Origin of the sequence: Rouxiella chamberiensis (genome assembly GCF_026967475.1) — a bacterium.
Taxonomy (GTDB): Bacteria; Pseudomonadota; Gammaproteobacteria; order Enterobacterales; family Enterobacteriaceae; genus Rouxiella; species Rouxiella chamberiensis.
This window is the reverse complement of record NZ_CP114058.1, coordinates 1,650,961-1,673,855: the sequence shown is the minus strand read 5'-3', so window position 1 is coordinate 1,673,855 and position 22,895 is coordinate 1,650,961. Positions and strand designations below refer to the sequence as shown.

General features: G+C 54.8%; 15 protein-coding genes and 7 pseudogenes. 10 read left to right on the top strand and 12 right to left on the bottom strand.

From position 1 onward, the window contains the following. Positions 1-5: 5 nt before the first annotated feature. From O1V66_RS07815 to rstA, 8 genes and pseudogenes are all read right to left on the bottom strand, one after another. On the bottom strand, positions 6-638 hold the full coding sequence (locus O1V66_RS07815; RefSeq protein ID WP_269128244.1) for a hypothetical protein: 633 nt from the start codon (positions 636-638) through the stop codon (positions 6-8). Next, entirely contained in the window at positions 635-979 is a 345-nt protein-coding gene (locus O1V66_RS07810) for a hypothetical protein (RefSeq protein WP_269128243.1), read from the bottom strand. Before O1V66_RS07810 ends, O1V66_RS07815 begins: the two co-directional genes overlap by 4 nt. A gap of 226 nt (positions 980-1,205) precedes the next feature. Next, positions 1,206-2,057, bottom strand: coding sequence for a trypsin-like serine peptidase (locus tag O1V66_RS07805; protein ID WP_045047730.1), 852 nt, complete (start codon positions 2,055-2,057; stop codon positions 1,206-1,208). A gap of 146 nt (positions 2,058-2,203) precedes the next feature. Continuing rightward, entirely contained in the window at positions 2,204-2,284 is an 81-nt protein-coding gene (gene ydgU / locus O1V66_RS21990; protein ID WP_462127722.1) for a small membrane protein YdgU, read from the bottom strand. 149 nt (positions 2,285-2,433) lie between these two features. Then, complete coding sequence (gene asr / locus O1V66_RS07800; protein ID WP_045047731.1) at positions 2,434-3,063, bottom strand: acid resistance repetitive basic protein Asr; 630 nt, start codon at positions 3,061-3,063, stop codon at positions 2,434-2,436. 467 nt (positions 3,064-3,530) lie between these two features. Beyond that, positions 3,531-5,012 (bottom strand): carboxypeptidase M32, encoded by a 1,482-nt coding sequence (locus O1V66_RS07795; RefSeq protein WP_045047732.1) that lies wholly within the window; start codon positions 5,010-5,012, stop codon positions 3,531-3,533. 39 nt (positions 5,013-5,051) lie between these two features. Beyond that, positions 5,052-6,360, bottom strand: a pseudogene (rstB, locus tag O1V66_RS07790) (two-component system sensor histidine kinase RstB). After that, positions 6,360-7,087: pseudogene (gene rstA / locus O1V66_RS07785) on the bottom strand (two-component system response regulator RstA). The pseudogenes rstB and rstA overlap by 1 nt, the downstream one beginning before the upstream one ends. A 299-nt stretch (positions 7,088-7,386) precedes the next feature. Here rstA and O1V66_RS07780 point away from each other — a divergent pair. Further along, positions 7,387-7,805 (top strand): annotated as a pseudogene (locus tag O1V66_RS07780) (hypothetical protein). A gap of 85 nt (positions 7,806-7,890) precedes the next feature. Here the strand turns inward: O1V66_RS07780 and O1V66_RS07775 are convergent. Continuing rightward, positions 7,891-8,841 (bottom strand): sugar-binding transcriptional regulator, encoded by a 951-nt coding sequence (locus tag O1V66_RS07775; RefSeq protein ID WP_045047735.1) that lies wholly within the window; start codon positions 8,839-8,841, stop codon positions 7,891-7,893. A 200-nt stretch (positions 8,842-9,041) separates the two neighbouring features. Here O1V66_RS07775 and O1V66_RS07770 point away from each other — a divergent pair. The 7 genes and pseudogenes from O1V66_RS07770 to O1V66_RS07740 all read left to right on the top strand — a co-directional run bounded on the left by O1V66_RS07770 (position 9,042) and on the right by O1V66_RS07740 (position 16,153). Then, a pseudogene (locus O1V66_RS07770) lies at positions 9,042-9,979 on the top strand (substrate-binding domain-containing protein). A 15-nt stretch (positions 9,980-9,994) separates the two neighbouring features. Next, positions 9,995-10,603: a DUF2291 family protein gene (locus tag O1V66_RS07765; protein WP_045047737.1), complete on the top strand. Its 609-nt coding sequence runs from the start codon at positions 9,995-9,997 to the stop codon at positions 10,601-10,603. Beyond that, the gene (locus O1V66_RS07760) at positions 10,603-12,123 is read left to right on the top strand and encodes a sugar ABC transporter ATP-binding protein (protein WP_187329802.1); all 1,521 of its coding nucleotides are present in this window, start codon (positions 10,603-10,605) and stop codon (positions 12,121-12,123) included. The genes O1V66_RS07765 and O1V66_RS07760 overlap by 1 nt, the downstream gene beginning before the upstream one ends. Position 12,124: 1 nt before the next feature. Then, positions 12,125-13,234 carry an ABC transporter permease gene (locus tag O1V66_RS07755; RefSeq protein ID WP_045047738.1) on the top strand — a complete coding sequence of 370 codons (1,110 nt, stop codon included), beginning with the start codon at positions 12,125-12,127 and terminating at the stop codon, positions 13,232-13,234. Between the two features lie 72 nt (positions 13,235-13,306). Continuing rightward, positions 13,307-14,137 (top strand): transketolase, encoded by an 831-nt coding sequence (locus O1V66_RS07750; RefSeq protein WP_045047739.1) that lies wholly within the window; start codon positions 13,307-13,309, stop codon positions 14,135-14,137. Next, positions 14,130-15,083 carry a transketolase family protein gene (locus tag O1V66_RS07745; protein WP_045047740.1) on the top strand — a complete coding sequence of 318 codons (954 nt, stop codon included), beginning with the start codon at positions 14,130-14,132 and terminating at the stop codon, positions 15,081-15,083. The genes O1V66_RS07750 and O1V66_RS07745 overlap by 8 nt, the downstream gene beginning before the upstream one ends. Positions 15,084-15,155: 72 nt before the next feature. Then, a pseudogene (locus O1V66_RS07740) lies at positions 15,156-16,153 on the top strand (sugar phosphate isomerase/epimerase family protein). A gap of 87 nt (positions 16,154-16,240) precedes the next feature. Here the strand turns inward: O1V66_RS07740 and ydgH are convergent. Further along, positions 16,241-17,215 (bottom strand): DUF1471 family protein YdgH, encoded by a 975-nt coding sequence (ydgH, locus tag O1V66_RS07735; RefSeq protein ID WP_045047742.1) that lies wholly within the window; start codon positions 17,213-17,215, stop codon positions 16,241-16,243. A gap of 561 nt (positions 17,216-17,776) precedes the next feature. On the opposite strand from ydgH, the gene pntA reads away from it, so the two are divergent. After that, positions 17,777-19,306 (top strand): Re/Si-specific NAD(P)(+) transhydrogenase subunit alpha, encoded by a 1,530-nt coding sequence (pntA, locus tag O1V66_RS07730; protein ID WP_045047743.1) that lies wholly within the window; start codon positions 17,777-17,779, stop codon positions 19,304-19,306. 10 nt (positions 19,307-19,316) lie between these two features. Continuing rightward, positions 19,317-20,709, top strand: a pseudogene (gene pntB, locus O1V66_RS07725) (Re/Si-specific NAD(P)(+) transhydrogenase subunit beta). An 84-nt stretch (positions 20,710-20,793) separates the two neighbouring features. Here the strand turns inward: pntB and uspE are convergent. Together uspE and O1V66_RS07715 are read right to left on the bottom strand one after the other, a co-directional pair. Next, positions 20,794-21,771, bottom strand: a complete 978-nt coding sequence (gene uspE, locus O1V66_RS07720) for a universal stress protein UspE (RefSeq protein WP_045047745.1) — start codon at positions 21,769-21,771, stop codon at positions 20,794-20,796. A 241-nt stretch (positions 21,772-22,012) separates the two neighbouring features. After that, a pseudogene (locus tag O1V66_RS07715) lies at positions 22,013-22,769 on the bottom strand (FNR family transcription factor). Positions 22,770-22,895 lie beyond the last annotated feature (126 nt).

Here is a 22,895-nt window from a genome sequence, read left to right as displayed (position 1 = left end):
GGAACTCAGAGTTTCCCTCCCACCGTTTTTTCAAATATTCTGGCGCTGAGGGGATTCACGGCGTTGGTCACGACACTATGAATATTCTTGTTCTTTCTTGACGTCGCAATGGACGCCAGCAGGGATATCGCCGTTCCCAACCCTTTGACATCGTATTTGCCGATGGAAATGCCGAGATGCGTTTCCACTTCCTGTCGTTTATCCGGCTCAAGCCGCGCGAGCATTGCAGAAGGATGTATCGCGACGCCTCGCACATTCATGACTCCGTCGTAATCCGAAATCACGGCAATGGCAAAAGGGTCGCTGTCTTTTTTCTTTTTCAGCATATAAAAATGCGCCGTCTCTCTTTCACTGTTTTTTTGATTATAAATATCGGCGACTTTCTTAATGTAGTCGTTTATTTCCTCAGATTTGCGAATGTTCACCTTCACGCCGTCATCGATATTCTGTGTCTGCAACCTTGTTCGGTAACTCGTGGCCATGGCAGCATAACCGCTACTTATCTTCACGGCATCGGCGGGCGAAATGCTTTTGATTTTAAAATCGCCCGAAGACTTGTAGGTGTTGCCCGCGGGCACTTTTGGCCGCACCTGCAGTTTGGTGAAATATTTTACCAGTCGGCTGTTCATCAGTTTCATCGGCAGATTTTGACGAAGAAACCCGCGTAGACCGCTTTTAGGTAACGGCGAGGCGTGCGTTTTTCTTCCTGGTCGGCATCGTCGTCTTGAGTCTGCGCGGGAGAGGGTGACACCGGCGTGCCAACATGCGGTTGCGGCGTCTGCGGTTGGGCGCTCATCAGACTATTAAGCAATTGCCGGGTTCGATGCTCGGCAATTTCTTCCGGTGAAAGCCCATACAGACTGCCTTGCCGACGCCGTCTTCTTTCGAATTCCTCCTGAGAAATCATCCCCTGAGACGACGTCGAAGAACGCCTTGATGAAGAGGCAGGCAGTGGCATGGGGCGTGCATAGGCTGGCATGGCGCTCTCCCGACAGGTCATTCATGTGATGCTTTGAGCCTAATCGAGTTACGTGAAATTCAGTAGGGAGGAAGTTTTCCGCCAAAACGGCAGAGAAAATGAAAAGGAATGTGTTGTCACGCAGCGCCCGCAATAATCGATGAGCGAGTGTATAAATTAACGTAGGAGGGGAAGAGACAGGAGCCAAGAGAGATTGGCCGCCCGAGTGAGCGGCCAATCTTTGAAATCAATGCACCAACTGGTTATCGCTTAACTCAACCAGTGCATCTTTGATGGCCGGCACCGCCAATGCGCGGTTGTCGGCCAGATAGCGGTCCTGCGCGGCGGGCGCGGAACTCTGAATGCCAATCAATGACCAGACGCCGTTTTGCTTGAGCAGTAACGGTGAACCGCTGTCGCCCGGAAGCGTGTCGCAGCGGTGCGACATCACGCCAGGCTGCGCCCAGCCGGTAATCAGACAATCCTGATGACTATAAAGGTCATCGAGATGATCTTCAGGATACCCTGCCTGCGTGACCTTGCGGTCATTGGCTTTCAAGGCGGCGGTCAGTTCGTCTCGGGTGCCGTCCCAGAGGGGCAGGGGCTTGATAGGTAACTTGCGTTTCATATCCGTGATACGTATCAACGCAAAATCATAGGCGGCGGCTTTCGGCGGCACAATCCAGCCTTCGCCGTCGGCTTTCAGTTTCCTGCCCAGTGCCGGATCAACCAGTGTTTCGACATGCGTAATCTGATATCGCCATTTTTCATGCTGGGAAACGAAACGCAGCGCGATAACTTTATCCAGATTTCCCGGCGGTGCCAGCACACAGTGGCCGGCAGTCAGAACGAGATGTTCCGAAATCAGTGTTGCGGTACAAAGGTTGCCGCTGGCGGTTTCAATCTGACCAATGGCCTGCCATGGCCAGCTTTTGACATCGCTGACATGGGTGCGGTGATCCTGACCAAAAAACAGCGCGGTTTTTTCCTTGAGACTCATCACAGGACTATCCGAATCGTTGTCAGCGGCGGAAGAGTCGGCGTGAGCGGGAAGCGCGAAGCAGAAAAAGCACAAGACGAGCGGTAAAGCGATGCGCATATCGTATTGACCTTGAGTGCGGGGAGTGACTGAATTTAATAATTATGAAGATGAGTATAGCTATAAAAAACGTTCAGGTAACCGGAGGTTGAGTTAACTCATTGTATTTAAGTTATCTGAGGAGGCAGCCAAGTGGGTATAGCGTCTTAAAAGTAGAAAAAGAGTGTAATGAGGCCGCATAAAATCAGAGAGCTCAGGGTGATTTCGAACAGATAACGTCGCAGCATCGTCCATCAATACCTCAAGATTGCCTTTCTATATCGCCCTTGCGAGAGGAGTTCTGCGGGGGAGCGGGCCGGTTAAAAAAACACCCGGCGAACCGGGTGTCAAATAATCAGTCTAGATACAAGTGAAGCCAGTGGCTCACAAAGACTTATTACTTAGCTGCTGGAGCAGCTTTTTTAGCGTGTTTCACGTGTTTTTTAGCAGCCTGCGCTTTCTGGGCAACTGGCTTTTTAGCGTGCTTTACGTGCTTTTTGGCAGCCTGTGCTTTCTGAGCAACTGGTGCTTTGGCAGCGTGTTTCTTGGCGTGCTTTTTAGCCGCCTGAGCTTTCTGTGCAACTGGCTTTTTAGCGTGTTTCACGTGCTTTTTGGCAGCCTGAGCTTTCTGAGCTACGGGTGCTTTGGCAGCGTGTTTCTTGGCGTGCTTTTTAGCCGCCTGCGCTTTCTGTGCAACTGGCTTTTTAGCGTGTTTTACGTGCTTTTTAGCGGCTTGAGCTTTCTGAGCTACAGGCGCTTTGGCAGCGTGTTTTTTAGCATGCTTTTTGGCAGCCTGCGCTTTCTGGGCAACTGACTTCTTGGCAGTGTGCTTTTTAGCGTGTTTCTTGGCAGCCTGTGCTTTTTGAGCAACGTGCTTTTTGGTGTGCTTTTTAGCTACGTGAGCTTTAGCTGCTGGAGCAGCAGTTGTTGTAGTGGCAGCAGGCGCAGCGGTAGTGGTTTCAGCAGCGAAAGCCACAGAAGACAGGCCCATTGCAGCGGCAACAACCAGAGCTAATACTTTTTTCATCAATTAATTCCTCAGAATTTTAATTTAAGTGTCAACCCCACTGCGGGGCCGGTAGGAGAATACTAGGCCTGTTCGTCATGCTTGTCCGTGAGTGATTGGTTTCGGCGTGTAACGGTATGTACAAAGAACATATCTTTTTATTATCAAGTGATTAACTTTATTTCAGGGTGAGTGTGTACATCCCTGAACCCTTCTTAGTTACAACATACTGTTACCTGTTTAGTTTATCGATACCTGCAAGCACATAAATAACTGAAAATCGGCGGGATCTATCGGGCGATTCAGGGATTTTTCGGGGCGGCAGTGCCAGGAGTTGCGGCATCGACAAACAGTCGACGCGCGATAAAAGTAAACCGGAGGCGAATGTTTTATTCGCCCCCGGTTGAAGTGATAAAAGGGTTAATTTTACCTAAGGGTTGGCAGCTCTGGTGGCCAACGCGTGTGCCAACAGCAGTCAACGATCACCCTTAGAGATAACGGCTTTCCAGATGTTTGCGGAAATAATCGGTATTTAGCGTCTCGCCGGTGGCGTTTTTCATCAACTGATCGGTCGAGAAACGGCTGCCGTGCTGCCAGATATTCTGATTCAACCACTGGAACAACGCGGTGAGGTCGCCGCGGCTGATGTCATCCTGCAAGGTCGGAATCGCCTTGTTGGCGGTCTGGAACAACTGCGCCGCGTACATCGCGCCCAACGTATAAGTCGGGAAGTAACCAAAGCCGCCGTCGGTCCAGTGGATATCCTGCATGCAGCCATTGGTGTAGTTGCCGACCGTATCCAGCCCCAGATACTGCTGCATTTTACTGCTCCACAGCGCCGGAATATCTTCGACTTCAATTTCGCCCTCAATCAGCGCCTGCTCGATTTCGTAACGAAGAATAACGTGGGCAGGGTAGCTCAATTCGTCGGCATCGACACGAATCAGGCCCGGCTGCACGCGCTGATTCAGGTTGATGAAGTTGGTGACATCCAGTCCTTCGCGTTCGCCGAACTGTTCGATAACTAGAGGGAAGATGGATTTCAGGAAGCGCTCGCTGCAACCCAGTTGCATTTCAAACAACAGGCTTTGCGATTCATGCACGCCCATCGAACGGGCATGGGCGACAGGCTGGCCTAACCACTCTTTTGGCAGATTCTGTTCATAACGCGCGTGGCCGGTTTCATGAATCACGCCCATCATCGCGGTAATGAACTCGTTTTCATTGTATCGCGTGGTGATGCGCACATCCTGCGGCACGCCGCCGCAGAACGGGTGAGCGCTGATATCCAGACGGCCCGCGTCGAAGTTAAAGCCCAGACGTTTCATCACGTTCAGGCCAAGCGCTTTCTGCTTGTCGATTGCAAACGGCCCGTGCGGCTGCACAAAGTCTATCGCGCGCTGCTTTTCGACCACGGTTTGCAGTAACTGCGGTAACCAGCTTTTCAGCTCGCCGAAAATGCCGTCGAGTTTCTGTGCGGTCATGCCTGGTTCGTAGAGATCCAGCAGGGCGTCATAACGGCTGATACCGGCGGCTTCGGCGCGCAAAGTCGCCTCCTGACGGCTCAGTTTAACCACTTCGCGCAGGTTGTCGGCAAACCCTTCCCAGTCGTTGGCCGGACGCTGACGACGCCACGCATGTTCGCAGCGCGCACCGGCCAGCGATTTGGCTTCGACCAGACTTTCCGGCAGCAGCGCAGAATGCCGATACTGACGCGCCATCTCGCGCAGGTTCGATTGCTCGAGGTCGTTAAGATCTTCCTGTGTGGCCTGCTCCAGCCATTCGCCGACTTTGGGGGCGGTCAGGATCTGATGATGCAGCACGCTAAGCTCGGCCAGCGCTTCTGAACGCGCCTTGCTGCCTTCCGGCGGCATCATGGTTTGCATGTCCCAACCCGCCACGGCGGAAAGATGGGTGAATCGCGACAAGCGGGTAAAGGTAGCGCGTAACTGTGAATAGGCTGTCGTCATGATGGACTCCGTGCTGTAAAAATAAATGTCATAAGGGCGTTATTCTTGCGGCTCGATGGCCAGATTAAAGGCGGGCTTGATAGGCCAGCTAAAACGAATGCTGGCACCGCCGAGAGGGCTGGCATCGACCATCACGCGTCCCTGATAGGCGACGGCAATGGAATATACAATCGCGAGGCCGAGGCCGCAGCCCCCGGTTGCGCGGTCGCGACTGGGGTCAAGGCGCACAAATGGCTCGAAGATGCGCAGCCGGTTCTTCCGGCGGAATGCCCGGACCGTCGTCCTCAACCTGCAAACTCGCGTCTTCGCCGTCCAGCCACAGGCTGATGCGTAATTTACTGCGTGCATAGCGCTGTGCATTGTTGACCAGATTATCGAGCACGCGCTCCATAAGGCGTAGATCCACGCCGCCAAAGTCGGCAGGTTTGGTCACATTGAGCTCGATATCATGCTCTGCATTCACCAGCCGGAAATCATCCGCCTTGTCTTCAATCCACTCCGGCAGATTGATTTTCGTGAGGTGCAGCGCGACCTGCGGCCGATCCAGCCGGGCATAGGTCAGCAGTTCATCAATCAGCGATTCGAGCTGGCCGATATCGCGGTTTATCGCCTGTTGTTCGGCTTCGGGCAGGTTTTCGCTTATCGCCAGCCGATAACGCAGCCGAACCAGCGGCGTGCGCAGCTCGTGGGCGATGCCGTCGATTAACTGTTTTTTACTGGCAATCAGGGTGTTGATGTTGTCGGCCATCTGATTGAAGGCAATACCCAGCCGGTTGAGGCTTGAGGTGGAATCAAAATTTATGCGCTCGTCAAGATGACCGCTGCCCAGGCGCTGCGCCGAGTTTTCAAGTCGCAGCAGGTCTTGCCAGTGCGGGCGCATCCACAGAAACACCGGCAGCGCCAGCGACAGACCGATGAAAATCAGCAGGCCAAGATCCAGCAGCCGCATCTCGTGCATATAGAAAAGATAGGGAATGGGACCGACTACCAGCACATAGTTGCTGCGCGGCACCCGCTGTATAAAGGTGTATTCGCTGTCGAGCGCCACGATTTCGCCTTCGCGAAGCTGCGCGTCCAGCGCCGGACTAAGCTTGCGCTTGCCGAGCGGTTCGATGTGCAGTTTGAAAGACAGGTTCAGTTCCAGCGTGCTGATGGTTTTGTTCCAGTCGCGGATCGGGATTTCTCGCAGTTCGCTGCGCATCAGATACAGCGAACTTTTCATCAGGTCGTTCATCGACTGACGGCCCGTGCGCTCGGCGGTCACTTTGTAGACCAGACCGACCAGCATGGCCATCACCAGAAAACAGACCAGCAGCAGCAGGAAAAACTGCACAAAAAGTTTTCTCATTACTTCGCCGTCTCCCAGGCATTGGGAGCAAAGAGATAGCCTTTATTACGTACCGTCTTGATACGGAAAGGCTCGAGGGCGTTGTCGTAGAGTTTGCGGCGCAGGCGCGAAATCGCGACATCAATGCTGCGGTCCATCCCGTCATAGCTGACGCCGCGCAGATTCAGCAGCAGGGCTTCGCGGTCCATAATACGACCCGCATGGGTCGCCAGTTCCACAGCAGGTCGAAATCGGAGGTCGACAGGGTGATGGTTTCGTCACCGAGTGTCACTTCACGATTGACCGGATCAATACATAGCAGGCCGAAATGCAGGGCATTGCCTTTCTGAATCGGCTTGCCGGATTTCTCGGGTTCGGCGCTGACGGCAGGGCGCTGACGCAGATGCAGACGCAAACGCGCCAGCAGCACGGCGGGCGGCGTTGTTTTCAGAATATAGTCATTGGCTCCCATTTCCAGCGACAGAATATGGTTCATGTCGCTGTCGAGCGACGTCAGCAGCACAATCGGGCCGTCAAAGGTAGGGCGCAGGTCGCGGCACAACGTCATGCCATCTTTGCCGGGCAGCATGATGTCGAGCAACACCAGGTCAGGTTGTTCGAGCGCAATTCTGGCCTGCGCGGTATCGCCACGCGGCTCGACCAGCACTTCAATGTCGTGTTTGCCCAAATAGGCAGCAATAAGCTTGCCGACTTCGGCATCATCTTCTACAAAAACGATTTTATTCATAGATTTGCTGTTATGGTGAAAATCGGAGTCCAGCATAGCGCGAGCGGGGCATCAACGCTATGACCGCAGGAAGTCGTTTCTTAAATTAACCTAATGCCCCGCCGGAGTCGACGCCTTAACGCCCGTCAACTCACTGGCAAAGCATCAATAAATTATGTCATTATATAAAGCTATGCCATTATATAGAGGATTATGTTTAGTGCGATGAATAGGTTTCTCGTTTTAAAACATGATCTTTAAAGAAAAGGTCTTTCTAACACATGTTAGAGGGGTCAGCACTGGCCCCGAGAGGAATGGAGATGGCAGAAAGTCGCCTGGTACCCGATGAGCGCAGTGAAAAAGCGTCCTTCAATTATATGGAATACCTGTCCGCATCGTGTAAAAAACAATGGAGTTTTCTCGATGCCATTTACGGCGTATTGCCTTTTTTGGCATGGTGCTGAGGTCGCGCACCACCCAGGAAAAATCCAGGCAGGATACCCTCAATGCGCTGGCGTTGCAGGTGGTATCCACCCAGGTCAGTGACGAAATCAATATTGTCCGCCTGATTGAACTAGCGCAGCAGCAGCAAATTTACACTGTCGATATTAATCTGCCCTATGGATTAACCGAGCAGCAGCTCGCCGCTATCCATGAAGAGTGCAAGCATCCGCTAAAACTCGAGCAAAAAGATGAACATCTGGCGGTCGAAATTCTGCAGGACGCCGCAACGCACTGATTGACCGCTGCGGGGAATTCTCCCCGCCGCTGCCTGTTCCCGTCTCTTACTTTCTCTATTTCACATCCAAATGCACGGTTTTTTCTCACTCTTTCAGCAATGCCTGCGCCGTGGGATAATCGACAATCAGCACATTGATATATTGCCCGGTCAACGCGCCGCGAATGGCATTGGCCTTGCCGATCCCTCCGGCCAGCGCGACAACCTGCGGACACTGCCGGGCCTGCGCCAGCTCCATGCCAATCACCGGATCTTCTTCGGCATTCAACACCGGCTTGCCGTGGGCATCGAAGTAATGCAGACAGATATCACCGACTGCACCGCGGGCCGCCAGAATCTCCAGCATCGCCTCGTCATAATAATTGCCGGAATTTTTCAGGAGTTGTGAAGGTTCCAGCTCGCCAATACCGACAATCGCCACATCCACTTCGGCAAATTTGCTGACGACCTCTGCCACATCTTCGTTATTCGCCAATCGCTGCCGTTCATCGACGGAGCGTTCGATGCTTTGCGCAGGCAGCAGCCACGCCTGACAACCCAGATGCGCCGCCAGCGTTTGCGTCAGGATGGTGGCCTGCACATTGCCGTTCGACCCGACCCCGCCCAGCAGTTGGATAACGCCGCGCGCCTTGACGCTTTTAGGGTGCAGCGCATCGACCATCGCGCGTATCGTGCCGCTCCATGAAGAGATGCCGACCAGATCGTTGGGGCGAATACGCGTTTCCATATAGTGCGCGGCGGCAGAGCCAATCGCCTGGCGAATCTGCGCCGGGGTGGCATCCGCTTCGACATCCACCACCACCGCCTGCTGAATGGCGTATTTTTTCTCAAGACGGTTCTCGAGGGCAGGAAAGATATTGCTTGGCGGGATCACGCTGATTTTCACTACCCCTTCATTCACGCAGCGCATCAGCATCCGCGACACAAAAGACTGGGAAAGATGCAGGGTTTTGGCAATCTCCGACTGCTTCATGCCGTCCGTGTAGTAAAGCGTGGCTATCTTCACCAGCAAACGTTGTTCATCCTGCTTTGACATAATTCCTCCATTAACGGGCGGCCTTATTGTTATTCAAGGCGCTAAAAATGACAACTCGCGCACGCATTGCTTCAAAGATAACCACAGGCTGTGATCCCGTTCTATTTTCTGCAAGGTTTATTTGGACAAAAACTCATCAGTCAATGATAGTGGATGAATAAAGAATCAGCTTTGAATATATATTCACAGTGGAGATAATAATGAAACTTACCCTACTTACCGGTCTGCTGCTTTCTTCGTTTGCCCTGTCTTCTGCCGCGTTTGCGGCCGAAAAGGGCTCATCGTGATCATTACGCCGTCTCACGATAATCCCTTCTTCAAAGCCGAAGCAGAGGGCGCCGAGCAGAAAGCCAAAGCGCTCGGCTATACCACGCTCGTGGCCTCGCATGACGACGATGTCAGCAAGCAGAATCAGTTGATTGAAACCGCGATAGGTCGCAAGGCCAAAGCCATCGTGCTGGACAACGCCGGCGCAGACGCCACGGTTGGACCGGTCCAGAAGGCGAAGGACGCGGGCATCCCGACCTTTCTCATCGACCGCGAAATCAATAAAACCGGCATCGCGGTAGCACAGATTGTTTCCAATAACTATCAGGGCGCACAGCTAGGCGCAGAGAAATTCGCCAAGCTGTTGAACGGCAAGGGTGACTACGTCGAGCTGCTCGGTAAAGAGTCGGACACCAACTCCGGTGTGCGTTCGCAGGGTTATCACGATGTGCTGGACGATTATTCGGATCTGAAAATGGTCGCGCAGCAGAGTGCCAACTGGAGCCAGACCGAAGCCTTCAGCCGCATGGAAACCATCTTGCAGAAGAACCCCAATATTGTCGGCGTGATTTCCGGTAACGACACCATGGCGCTCGGCGCAGAAGCCGCGCTCAAGGCCGCCGGTAAAACCAATGTGATAGTCGTCGGCTTCGACGGCAGCGACTATGTGCGCGATTCCATCATCAATAAAAGCAATATCAAGGCGACCGTGCTGCAACCGGGTTGGGCGCAGGCGCAAATGGCCATCGAACAGGCCGACTATTACCTGACAAACGGCAAGGCGCAGAAGGGCGAGAAGCAGCTGATGGACTGCGTACTGATAGACGACAGCAACGCTGGCAAATTGAAAAACTTCAACCTCGCACAATAACGTAAGGAGTTGAAGATGGTGACGAGACCCCTGTTCGCCGGTGTGCTGACGGCAGCGGTACTGCTTGTCGGCTGTACCGTTGTGGACCTCGACAGCAACGGCCAGCCGATTATCCCGAAAGATCCCCTGGCCAAAGCCAGCTTCAGTAATCAGACGCCGCAGCAGGTGACGGAAGAAAACTGGGACAGCAAGGTGGTCAAAGGCGCGCAGGAGCGGGCGCTGAGCTGGGCCGATATGAAAACCAAGAGCACCACGCTCAAGGCGGGCACCAGCGAAAGCGTCTTCGTGCGCGCGGGCGGTACGGTGACGGCCGTAAGCGCCGCCACGGAGCGCGAACGGCAGATAACCGTCACCATCAACGGAGAATCGGTGCCGGTCATGATTGGCCCCGTGGTACGCAGCAATGCCATTCGCGATGCCGCAGGATTCAAATTTGAAGATTTTACCAATCAGGTGCAGTTCGCCCAGTTGACCAAAGCCTTGAATCGTCATGCGGTAAAACAGTTGCCCGCAGTCGATAACGGCTGGATAGGCAAGCCGGTGCAGCTGGTGCTGGCGGTCAGTATGGTGCCGAATCAGGTGCAGGACGTGGTGGCGATAAGCCTTAAACAGGAGCAGCCCTAATGAATCAGCCTGACCCTGTTATTTTGCAGACCCGCGCGGTATCGATGCTGTTTCCGGGCACGCTGGCGCTGGATAACGTCAGTTATAACGTCTGGCGCGGCAAGGTAAATGTGATAATCGGCGAGAACGGGGCCGGGAAATCAACGCTGATGAAAATTCTTGCCGGTGTCCAGCAGCCAAGCAGCGGCGAAATCTGGCTCAATGGTGAACAGGTGCATCTCGACAGCACCCGCGCCGCCGCCCGGCTGGGTATCGGCATGGTTCATCAGGAGTTGAACCTGTTTGAAAACCTGTCGGTGGCGGAGAACATCTTTCTGGGTCGCGAACTTCAACACGGCCTGAAACCCATTGACGAAAAAACCCAGGAGGCGCGTACCGCCGAGTTGATGCGGCGGCTGGATCAAGCCATTTCGCCGCGAGAACTGGTCGCCAATCTCAAGGTGGGGCAGCAGCAACTTGTGGAAATTGCCAAGGCGCTGGCGGAAGACACCGACATTCTGATTCTTGACGAACCGACCTCCGCATTGAGTAAAACCGAAGTCGAAATTCTGTTTCGGGTGATCCGCGAGCTGACGCGGCAGGGCGTGTCCATCATCTATATCTCGCACCGTCTGGAGGAGTTGATGGCCATCGGCGACGTAATAACGATTCTGCGCGACGGGCGTTTCCAGGCCGAAGCGCAGGTCAGCGACATCGACGTGCCGTGGATCGTCCGCGAAATGCTGGGCAGCGAACCGGTGGCCAGCTTTTTGAGTCCCGATCGCCAGTTTGGCGTACCGGTGCTGGAAGCCGAGGGCATTACCTGTGTCGGCCCCTCCGGCAATCCGCTGGTGGAGAATGTCTCCTTTAATGTCCGCGCCGGAGAAATCGTCGGCATCTATGGTCTGATGGGCGCGGGGCGCACCGAACTGTTCGAATGTCTGCTCGGTACGCAGCGCAACTATCTCGGCAAGCTGTGGCTCGACAGCAAACCGGTGCCGCAACGGCTTTCTACCGCCGATCGTATCCGCATGGGCATGAGTCTGGTGCCGGAAGACCGCAAGCGCACCGGCATTTTTCCGGTGTCGTCGGTCGCCAGCAATCTGACCATCGCCAGCCTGTGGCAGCGGCTGGATTACCGCTTCGCCATCTCGCGTCGGCAGGAGCAGACGGTGGTCAAAGATACAGTGGGCAATCTGTCCATCAAGGTCTCTTCGCCCGAGGTCACCATCAATGCACTGAGCGGCGGCAATCAGCAGAAGGTGGTTATCGGCCGCTCGCTGCTGACCAATCCCCGGTTGCTGCTGCTGGATGAGCCAAGCCGCGGCATCGATGTCGGCGCAAAGGCCGATGTCTTTCGCATGATGGTCAAGCTGTCGGAACAGGGGATTGCGATTCTTTTTTCGACCTCGGATCTGAAAGAGATCATGGCGGTTTCAGACCGCATTCTGGTGATGTCCGGCGGCAAACTGACCGCCGATATTCCTCGCGCGGCGGCGGAAGAGTCGGCGCTGGTGAAAGCAAGTGCACAGGGGTTCTAAGATGAAAAACAGTCCTGGAGTGGCGCTGCCCGCGCCTGCGCTAAAACCGTTCAACTCGCGGGAGAGCCTGATTCTCCTGTTGCTGAAACTGCGAACCTTTATCGCGCTGTTTTTGATAGTCGGCTTCTTTGCCATCACGGTACCGGATTTTCTGGCCGTCGGCAGCATGGTCATCATGGTCAAGCATATCGCCATCAACGCCTTTCTGGCGCTTGGCATCACCTTCGTCATTATTACGGCGGGCATCGATCTCTCCATCGGCGCAACCTTGGGCCTTTGCGGCATGATAGCTGGCTGGCTCATTACCAAGGGTATCGTGCTGCCCATGTTCGGCATCGCCATCTTCCCGAGCGTATGGGTGATTGTGCCGCTGGTGCTGGTGATAGGCGGCATTATCGGGGCCGCCAACGGCTGGATAATTACCCGTTACAACGTCGCGCCGTTTATCTGCACGCTCGGCACCATGTACATCCTGCGCGGTGCCGCGATGTTGACGTCCGGTGGGGAAACCTTTCCGGCGTTGCAGGGCAATCCGCAGCTTGGCAATACGGGGTTCGACAAGATTGGGGCCGGTAATTTTCTCGGGCTGCCCTACGCCATCTGGATGATGATTGTGCTGGCACTGGTCATTGCCTACATCGCGCGCCGGTTGCCGTTTGGTCGTCAGGTGTATGCCATCGGCGATAACGAACGCGCCGCCGAACTTTCAGGTGTTAGGGTCAAACGGGTGAAAATCCTGGTCTATGCGCTGTCGGGTTTCTGTGCGGCGATCGCCGGAATTGTGGTGTCATCGCAGCTTGTCGCCAGCCATCCCGCCAACGGCACATCCTTTGAAATGAACGCCATTGCGGCGGTGGTGCTCGGCGGCACCTCGCTTGCGGGCGGACGCGGCACCATTCTCGGCACGCTGGTCGGGGCCTTTGTCATCGGCTTTCTGGCCGATGGACTGATTATGATGGGCGTCAGCGAATTCTGGCAGATGGTCATCAAGGGCGTGGTCATTATTATCGCGGTCATTATCGACCAGATGCAGAACCGTATGCAGCAGAAAGCCGCCGTAGTCGCGCAAAAAGCCGTCATCGAGGCGGGAGAGACGCAACGACCGGGGTAACGCCCGGCCACCGTTTTTTTTGTGCTTTTTGAATATATATTCATACGTAAATTTAAATTCAGAGGTGACAAGATGAATCCGTTCAACCTGTCTGTCGAACAGTTACAAGGTAAAGCACGGGCAATCCGTCGTCGCATCATTCAGCTAAACGCCAACAGTCCGGCGGGCGGCCATACCGGGGCCGACCTTTCGCAGGTCGAGATCCTGACGGCGCTGTATTTCCGGCTGCTGGACTGCGCCCCCGAACGCACCGAAGACAGCACGCGCGATATTTATATTCAATCCAAGGGGCATGCGGTCGGCGGGTATTACTGTGTGCTGGCCGAAGCCGGATACTTTCCGGAGAGCTGGCTGCCAACCTATCAGCACGCCGATTCGCATCTGCCCGGACATCCGGTCAAACATAAAACCCCCGGCATCGAGCTGAATACGGGCGCATTGGGGCACGGGTTGCCGGTGGCGGTGGGAATTGCGATTGCCGCGAAAAAAGATGCCAGCGCACGACGGATATTCGTGGTCACGGGCGACGGTGAACTTGCCGAGGGCAGCAACTGGGAGGCCGCGCTGGTGGCCGCGCATTATGGCCTCGACAACCTGATTATTATCAACGACAAGAACAAACTCCAGCTTGCCGGTTCCACCAGCGAAATCATGAACACCGATCCGCTGGCGGAAAAGTGGCGCGCCTTTGGGCTGAACGTCACCGAGTGCGCCGGAAACGATATGCAGGCGGTGGTGGACACGCTAGAAAACCTGCCGTCCAACGGCAAACCGAACGTGATCATCGCCAATACCGAAAAAGGGTTTGGTATCTCGTTTATTCAGGGCAAGGCGGAGTGGCATCATCGCGTGCCTGTCGGCGACGAGATTGCCTTGGCGCTAGAGGAGCTTAAAGATGAGTAATGCACAACATCTGGCAACGGTGATGGTCGATACGCTCATCGCTGCGGTACAACGGGGTCTGGACGTGGTGCCTGTCGTGGCAGACTCCACATCGACCGCCAAAATCTCGCCGTTTATCAAGGCATTTCCCGGAAGACTGGTCAATGTCGGCATCGCCGAGCAGGTGATGGTCGGCACGGCTGCCGGGCTGGCTATCGGCGGCAAAATCGCCGTCACCTGCAACGCCGCGCCGTTTCTTATCTCCCGCGCCAACGAGCAGGTCAAGGTCGACGTCTGCTACAACAACACCAACGTCAAACTGTTTGGCCTCAACGCCGGGACCAGCTACGGTCCGCTGGCGAGCACGCATCACAGCATCGACGATATCGCCATTATGCGCGGCTTCGGCAATATCTTGATCTTTGCGCCTTCCTGTCCGCTGGAATGTAGGCAAATGATTGATTATGCGCTGGAATATCAGGGGCCGGTGTACATTCGTCTCGATGGCAAAGCCCTGCCTCAACTGCATGGTGACGATTACCGCTTTACACCGGGTGCTATCGATGAACTGCGACAAGGCACCGATATCGCGCTGGTGGCGATGGGGTCGACGGTTCACGAAGCGGTCGATGCCGCCGCCACGCTGGAACAGCAGGGCATCTCTGCGGGCGTTATCGCTGTGCCGTCGATTCGCCCCTGCGATACCGGGCAACTCCGTGCGCTTTTGCAGGCTTATCCGCAGGTGATCAGCGTCGAGGAACACAACATCAACGGCGGCGTGGGCAGTCTGGTGGCGGAGGTGCTGGCCGAAGGGGGCTGCGCCATTCCGCTGCTGCGCATGGGCATTGCCGACGGAGAATACGCGATAGCCGGCGATCGCGCGTCAACCCGTGCTCGCCACGGCATCGATGCCGCCAGTCTGGTCCAGCATGCGCGTCGTCTGTGTCAGGCCGACGCCGTTCAATAACCCGATTTTCATTGATGCGCGGCTCCGGCTGCAGGCATCCAATCACGCCGTCGAGTATGGAGAATGACACTGATGAAAAACTACAATTACCCTAAATTTGGTGCAGGCTTATGGCATTTTGCCAACTATATCGACCGCTATGCGGTGGATGGCTACGGTCCGGCATTAAGCACGATTGAACAGATTCAGGAAGCCAAAAAAGTCGGCTCGCTTTCTTATGTCGATATTCCTTATCCGTTCTCGCCGGGCGTCACGCTGGCGCAGGTAAAGGAAGCGCTGGACGACGCGGGGTTGAAGGCCATCGGGATCACCCCCGAAATCTATCTGCGAAAATGGTCGCGCGGGGCTTTCACACATCCGGATCCGGCGGTACGCGCCGAAGCGATGCAGTTGATGAACGAAGCCGCCGACGTGGTCAGAGAGCTGGGTGCCAACTATGTCAAAGTCTGGCCGGGTCAGGATGGCTGGGATTATCCTTTCCAGGTTGACCATAAACAGCTGTGGAAACTGGCGGTAGACGGCATGCGCGAACTGGCGGCGGCCAATCCCGACGTCAAGTTTGCCATCGAATACAAGCCGCGCGAGCCTCGCGTCAAAATGACCTGGGACTCGGCGGCGCGCACTCTGCTGGGAATTGAGGACATCGGGCTGGACAATGTCGGCGTGCTGCTGGACTTCGGCCACGCGCTGTTTGGGGAGAATCACCGGCAGATTCCGCCCAGCTGATTATCGACCGCGGCCGCCTGTTCGGGATGGACGTCAACGACAACCTGCGCAGCTGGGACGACGACCTGGTGGTCGGCACCGTGCATATTACCGAGATTTTCGAATTCTTCTATGTGCTGAAAATCAATAACTGGGACGGCGTCTGGCAGCTCGATCAGTTCCCGTTCCGCGAAGACAATGTCGAGGCGGCGCGACTGTCCATTCGCTTCCTCAAACACATCTATCGCGCGCTGGACAGGCTGGATATTCCGGCGTTGCAGGCGGCGCAGGCGCAGCAGGACGCGATGAAGGCACAGCGCATCATCCAGAATGCCCTGATGGCATCGATTGACGAAGAAGAGTGATGTCCGGCGTGGCGGGTGAAGAATAGAAAAGAAAAGGGCTGATCTGAATCAGCCCTTTATGGTTAATGCGGGTCGAGAAATTCGCCGTTATTTAAACAGGTCTGCGGTAACGGTCAGATTGCCGCCGCTCTTGTTCTGCCACTGACGGGTCACGTGGTAGAACTTCGCGCCTTTATCCGCGGCACGTTTCGCCACTTCTTCGGAAACATCGGTGATGCTGTTGAAGTGACCGGTGAAGGTGACGGTATCGAACGGCGTCATCTGCGCGGCAGTGACGTTGTTCACTTCTTCGATTTTCTTGCCGTCAGGCAACGTTACAGAATAACGTTTACCGGTAGAGGACTGCGTCTCGAAGAAATTACCCACTTTACGGCTTGGGCTGTCGGAAGAGGCCACGCCCGGGATTTCGACTTTTTTGGCAGCAGCGCCACCGGCCGCAAGCGCGGCACGGCCTGCGTCGGAATCGGCAGGAATGGCATCCGGGCTTTGCGTAATACGTTTAGGCGCGTCTTTTTTGTAGATAAACGCGGTGACGTACTGATTGCCGCCGTTGTTGGCATCAATCTGGCGTACAATAAAGAAGGAGTCCGCGCCTTTTTCCTTGGCCGCCTTGCCAATGGCTTCAAGCACGTCGGGCTGGCTGTGGAACAGGCCGCTTACGGTAACCGTGTCATAAGGCTCGAGCTGATAGGCCACGGTTTTAGGCAACTGCTTGATGCCGCTTACGCCATTGACGCTTTGTGCCCTGGGCTTGTCGGCCACTTTCGGCGCATCTTTATGATACACGTCTGCAACCACGCGCCAGTTACCGCTGTCGGAAAGGCTGTTGGTGTCCAGAATATAGAAATAGTCCGCGCCAAGCTGGTCGGCACGTTTTGAGGCTTCGTCGGAGGCATCGCCAAGATTGTTAAAACGACCGGTAAATGCAATGCGATCAAAGGGCTTAAGGGCGGCTGCTTTCTCGGGACTGATTTCTTCTGCGGCCTGGGCGGCAGACAAAACAGAGAATTGCGAGACTAATAAAACAACGGCCGATGCGATGATCGTTTTCGTCTGCTTCATAAAAAATCCTTTCACCTTGCGCAGTAATGTTGGAACTTGCTGAATTATTGATGTGTAACAGATTAGCTCCCGATTATTGCATGTAATAATGTTGAGCGCTTGCGTAATTTTGTTACCGCGCAAAGACAATTTCCTCCCGTAAAGTTCGTGATATTTCTTGATATAACTCGAACAAGTTAGCTTGTCAGGCTGATAAGTAAAATAAATGTTAATAATTTACATTTTTCTCACTTTATGGCCTGTGCGCCGCGTGCTGCCTGCATTTTTCGAAAGTGATTAATTCCGCCAACGCGGCTTTTCAGAGTGAATAAACGGGGAAATTCGGCGGGTTGGCAGCGCAAGTGTGTCTTATGCCGGTTTTGGGTGATTTAATTCTCATAAATAGCCATTCTGCCTAGCATATTAATCCGTTATTCAGTAGGTTATAGCCGGCCTGAAAATTCAGTCAGCATGTCGGTAATAAAAAGCGGCGGATTTTTAAATTTAAGTCAGTCGGCAGGTTTTACTTTTGTATCTACACGATGACCTCGGTTATCAAATAAAAGGGTGAAGGGAATAATTATGCGTATTGGTATACCAAGAGAACGGTTGACCAATGAAGCCCGCGTTGCAGCAACACCGAAAACGGTGGAACAACTGCTGAAACTCGGCTTTACAGTCGCCATTGAACAGGGCGCAGGTAAACTCGCCAGTTTTGACGATGCGGCCTATCAGGCAGCAGGGGCTACGGTCGAAGCAGGCGATGCCGTATGGCAATCCGATATCGTGATGAAGGTCAATGCACCGCTCGACGATGAAATCGGCAAATTACAGGCGGGTTCTACGCTGGTCAGCTTTATCTGGCCTGCGCAGAATCCTGAATTAATCCAGAAACTGGCCGAGCGTGGCGTGACCGCTCTGGCGATGGACTCCGTGCCGCGTATTTCGCGTGCGCAGTCGCTGGATGCATTGAGTTCCATGGCCAACATTGCCGGTTACCGCGCAATCGTTGAAGCCGCACACGAATTCGGCCGCTTCTTTACCGGCCAAATCACGGCGGCAGGCAAAGTGCCGCCGGCCAAAGTGATGATCATTGGCGCAGGTGTGGCCGGTCTGGCCGCCATCGGTGCAGCCGGTAGCCTCGGTGCCATCGTTCGCGCCTTCGACACGCGTCCAGAAGTGAAGGAGCAGGTGCAGAGTATGGGCGCCGAATTCCTCGAGCTGGACTTCGAAGAAGAAGCCGGCAGCGGTGACGGCTATGCCAAGGTGATGTCCGAAGCCTTTATCAAGGCCGAGATGGCGCTGTTTGCCGCCCAGGCGGAAGAGGTCGACATCATTGTCACCACCGCGCTGATTCCGGGCCGTCCTGCGCCGAAACTCATCACCCGCGAAATGGTTGAATCCATGAAGCCGGGCAGCGTCATTGTTGACCTCGCCGCACAAACCGGCGGCAACTGTGAACTGACCGTCGCCGATGCTATTACCGTGACGCCGAACGGCGTAAAAATCATCGGTTACACCGATTTGCCAAGCCGCTTGCCGACCCAGTCTTCACAGCTGTATGGCACCAATCTGGTGAATCTGCTGAAACTGCTGTGCAAAGAGAAAAACGGCGAAATCGAGATTGATTTCGACGACACCGTCGTGCGTGGCGTTACCGTAGTCAAAACCGGTGAAGTGACCTGGCCTGCACCGCCGATTCAGGTGTCTGCCCAGCCGCAGGCCCAGAAAGCGGCCGCACCGGTCGAGAAAGCCGAAGCCAAACCTTCCTCGCCGTGGACCAAATACGTCCTCATGGCCATTGCCGTGGTGCTGTTTGGCTGGCTTGCCGATGTCGCGCCGAAAGAGTTCCTGTCTCACTTTACCGTGTTCGCGCTGTCCTGCGTGGTCGGTTACTACGTGGTCTGGAATGTCAGCCATGCGCTGCATACCCCGTTAATGGCGGTGACCAATGCCATTTCCGGCATCATCGTAGTCGGTGCCTTGCTGCAAATCGGTCACGGCGGCTGGGTCAGCTTCCTGAGCTTCGTCGCGGTACTGATTGCCAGTATCAATATTTTTGGCGGATTTACCGTCACTCAGCGCATGCTGAAAATGTTTCGCAAGAATTAAGGGGTAGCATATGTCTGGGGGTTTAGTTACAGCTGCATACATTGTTGCCGCTATTCTGTTTATTTTCAGCCTGGCCGGACTCTCGAAGCACGAGACGTCCAAGCAGGGAAATATCTTTGGCATCACCGGGATGGCCATCGCGTTAATCGTCACCATCCTCGGTCCTGACTCCGGCCATGTCGGCTGGATTATTTTTGCCATGCTGGTCGGCGGCGCTATCGGTATCTATCTGGCACGCAAGGTCGAAATGACCCAAATGCCGGAACTGGTGGCTATCCTGCACAGCTTCGTTGGTCTGGCTGCGGTGCTGGTTGGCTTCAACAGCTATCTGGACAGCGGCACCGTGCCTATGGTTGGGGTGATGGAAAACATCCACCTGACCGAAGTGTTCCTCGGCATCTTTATCGGTGCGGTGACCTTTACCGGTTCCATTGTGGCATTCGGCAAGCTGCGCGGCATTTTCTCGTCAAAGCCGTTGGCTCTGCCGCACCGCCACAAGCTGAATCTGGCGGCGCTGGTGGTTTCGCTGCTGCTGCTTATCGTGTTTGTTCGCGCTGAAAGCACCGGCACACAGGTCTTTGCCCTGATTATCATGACCCTGATTGCTCTGGCTTTCGGCTGGCATCTTGTGTCTTCCATCGGCGGTGCGGACATGCCTGTCGTGGTGTCCATGCTGAACTCGTACTCTGGCTGGGCGGCGGCGGCGGCGGGCTTTATGCTCTCCAACGACCTGTTGATCGTCACCGGCGCGCTGGTGGGTTCTTCGGGTGCGATTCTGTCCTACATCATGTGCAAGGCCATGAACCGCTCCTTTATCAGCGTGATTGCCGGGGGCTTCGGCACCGACAGCTCTTCGACCGGTGAAGGCGAAGAGATGGGCGAATACCGCGAAGCCAGCGCAGAAGATGTGGCCGACATGCTGAAAAACGCAAGCTCGGTCATTATTACCCCAGGCTACGGCATGGCGGTGGCGCAGGCGCAGTATCCGGTTCAGGATATTACCGCCAGACTGCGTGCCAAGGGCATCAAGGTGCGTTTCGGGATTCATCCGGTTGCCGGACGTCTGCCGGGCCACATGAACGTGCTGCTGGCCGAGGCGAAAGTGCCTTACGATATCGTGCTCGATATGGACGAAATCAACGACGACTTCAGCGACACCGACGTGGTGCTGGTTATCGGTGCCAATGACACCGTCAACCCGGCCGCGCAGGAAGACCCGCGCAGTCCAATCGCCGGGATGCCGGTGCTGGAAGTGTGGAAAGCGCAGAATGTTATCGTGTTCAAGCGCTCCATGAGCACCGGTTACGCCGGTGTGCAGAACCCGCTGGTTCTTCAAGGAAAACACCCAGATGCTGTTTGGCGATGCCAAAGAGAGTGTGGAAGGGATCCTGCGCGCACTGTAATCAGTGAGTGTGAGAGCCGGGCAGTAAAAGAAAAAGCCAGTCGTGATGACTGGCTTTTTTATGCCGCAGGAGCAGGGCGGGGAATTACACCTTGTCGACGTCCTGCGCCGTCAGATTTTCGCCGCTGTCTTCAAGCGTAATGGGGCAGACGAAGTCGTCGGGCTTGATGGCCAGCAAATCACATTTCAGATGGTCGATCACCTGTTCCGTGGTATTGCCCAGAAACGCGGCGGACAGCCCCGTACGGCCAATGGATCCCAATACGACCACACCCGCCTGCAAATGCTCGGCAAGGTCGGGAATGACCTCTTCGGGCAGTCCTTTTTCAACGTGCGTGTACTTCTCGTCGAGCTGGAATTTCTGGCGCAGCGCCTTCATGGCAATCAGATGCTGACCGCGAATCGCATCGTTGTACACGCTCGGGTCGAAATCGGGCAGTTCGATGGCGATATTAATCGGCGTGACCGGATACGCGCCCACCAGATGCACTTCCGTCTGGTTGACGTGCGTTGCCAGCTCGATACTCTCTTTTACCAGCTTGATGTTAAGCGGGTCATGATACGGCTCTTCGCTCGACAGATTCACCGCCACCACCGCTTTGCCGCCTTCCGGCCACGGCTGGTCTTTGACCATCCATACCGGACACGGACATTTTCGCAGCAGATTCCAATCGGTCGGGGTGAAGATGACCGATTCGAGACGGTCATGCTGGTGCGCCATTTTCAGCAGCAAATCGTGCTGGCCTTTCAGCACTTCCTGAATAATGGCTTCGAACGGTTTGTTGTTCCACACCACTTTGATGTCGATGGGAATACCGGCCTCGACATAATAGTGACACTGTTCGGCAATCCAGGCCGTGCGTTCGGCGATAACGCCCTGACGCATCGCGCTGCGCTCTTCCGGAGAGAGCATCGTGGTCATTTCGTAGGAAAAATCATAGATAGACAGGAAGGCTTTTATCTTCCCGCCGTTGCGTTGAACCAGATACACCGCACGGCGCAGGGCCGGCTGGTCATCCTGATTGGGGTCTATCGCGACCAGAAGGTTCTGATACTTGGCCAAGGGAGCCTCCTTAACACGGATGATTGAGAGTGCCAACAACATGAATGAAAGCGCACCGACCTAAGCCAGACGCGGCTCTGTTAAGCATCGCCTCTTGAGAGGACGCAAAAAGCCAACACCTGTTTATAGAATAAACCAGGATGAATAAACAGAACAGGGGACAAAGTGAACCGGATCAATAAACTAGATTATTAAAATCGAGTTGGCAAGGATCCGGTTCCGGGAGAGGCACGGAGGGGCGTTACGACGGCTCGGGGATCGCCTGACCTGCCAGCACGGCAAGTAGACTATAGTCTTCAATTGTAATGTATTTACCTTTCACACTGAGCATACCGGACTTCTGGAAACGGCCGAGCAGACGGCTGATGGTCTCGACGGTCAAGCCCAGATAGTTGCCGATATCGCCACGGGTCATGGTCAGGCGGAACTCCCGCTGCGAGAAGCCGCGCTGGGCAAAACGGCGGGCCAGATTGTAGATAAACGCCGACAGACGCTCTTCGGCATTTTTCTTGGACAGCAGCAGGATCATGTCCTGATCGCCCTTAATCTCGCCGCTCATCAGGCGCATCATTTGCTGACGCAGTTTCGGCATTTTTCCGGAAAGGTCATCAACCGTTTCGAAAGGGATTTCACAGACCATGGAGGTTTCCAGCGCCTGCGCGAAGCTTGGGTGCTTGACGTTGCAGATGGCATCGAAACCGACAAGATCGCCCGCAAGATGGAATCCGGTGATTTGCTCGTCGCCCTGGTTCGGTAATGGTATAGCTTTTGATGGTCCCGGAACGGATGGCGTAGAGCGATTTCAGTTCATCACCGGCTTTAAACAGCGTCTGACCTTTCTGAATCGGTTTCTTGCGCTCGATAATGTTGTCGAGCTGGTCGAGTTCGTGCGCGTTGAGGGTAAAAGGGATGCACAGCTGACTTATGCTGCAGTCCTGGCAGTGGATTGCACAACCACCAGATTGGATACGCCGAATAATACGTTTGTCCGGGATCATAGGTTTCGCTCTCGCAATATTGATATGCGTCAACTTTACCACCTTTTGCAATGAGTGATAAGAGCATGAGCGGTTCCAAAAGAGGTATTTACTTAAAAACCACGATTTTTAAGGGGTTTTAAATTA

Bases quoted from the DNA above. Each gene is read 5' to 3' on its own strand.
- O1V66_RS07760 (WP_187329802.1), top strand. From the start codon at position 10,603: ATGAATCAGCCTGACCCTGTTATTTTGCAGACCCGCGCGGTATCGATG.
- ydgH (WP_045047742.1), bottom strand. From the start codon at position 17,215: ATGAAGCAGACGAAAACGATCATCGCATCGGCCGTTGTTTTATTAGTC.
- pntA (WP_045047743.1), top strand. From the start codon at position 17,777: ATGCGTATTGGTATACCAAGAGAACGGTTGACCAATGAAGCCCGCGTT.
- O1V66_RS07745 (WP_045047740.1), top strand. From the start codon at position 14,130: ATGAGTAATGCACAACATCTGGCAACGGTGATGGTCGATACGCTCATC.
- O1V66_RS07815 (WP_269128244.1), bottom strand. From the start codon at position 638: ATGAAACTGATGAACAGCCGACTGGTAAAATATTTCACCAAACTGCAG.
- O1V66_RS07750 (WP_045047739.1), top strand. From the start codon at position 13,307: ATGAATCCGTTCAACCTGTCTGTCGAACAGTTACAAGGTAAAGCACGG.
- O1V66_RS07755 (WP_045047738.1), top strand. From the start codon at position 12,125: ATGAAAAACAGTCCTGGAGTGGCGCTGCCCGCGCCTGCGCTAAAACCG.
- O1V66_RS07775 (WP_045047735.1), bottom strand. From the start codon at position 8,841: ATGTCAAAGCAGGATGAACAACGTTTGCTGGTGAAGATAGCCACGCTT.
- O1V66_RS07765 (WP_045047737.1), top strand. From the start codon at position 9,995: ATGGTGACGAGACCCCTGTTCGCCGGTGTGCTGACGGCAGCGGTACTG.
- asr (WP_045047731.1), bottom strand. From the start codon at position 3,063: ATGAAAAAAGTATTAGCTCTGGTTGTTGCCGCTGCAATGGGCCTGTCT.
- ydgU (WP_462127722.1), bottom strand. From the start codon at position 2,284: ATGCTGCGACGTTATCTGTTCGAAATCACCCTGAGCTCTCTGATTTTA.
- O1V66_RS07795 (WP_045047732.1), bottom strand. From the start codon at position 5,012: ATGACGACAGCCTATTCACAGTTACGCGCTACCTTTACCCGCTTGTCG.
- O1V66_RS07810 (WP_269128243.1), bottom strand. From the start codon at position 979: ATGCCAGCCTATGCACGCCCCATGCCACTGCCTGCCTCTTCATCAAGG.
- O1V66_RS07805 (WP_045047730.1), bottom strand. From the start codon at position 2,057: ATGCGCATCGCTTTACCGCTCGTCTTGTGCTTTTTCTGCTTCGCGCTT.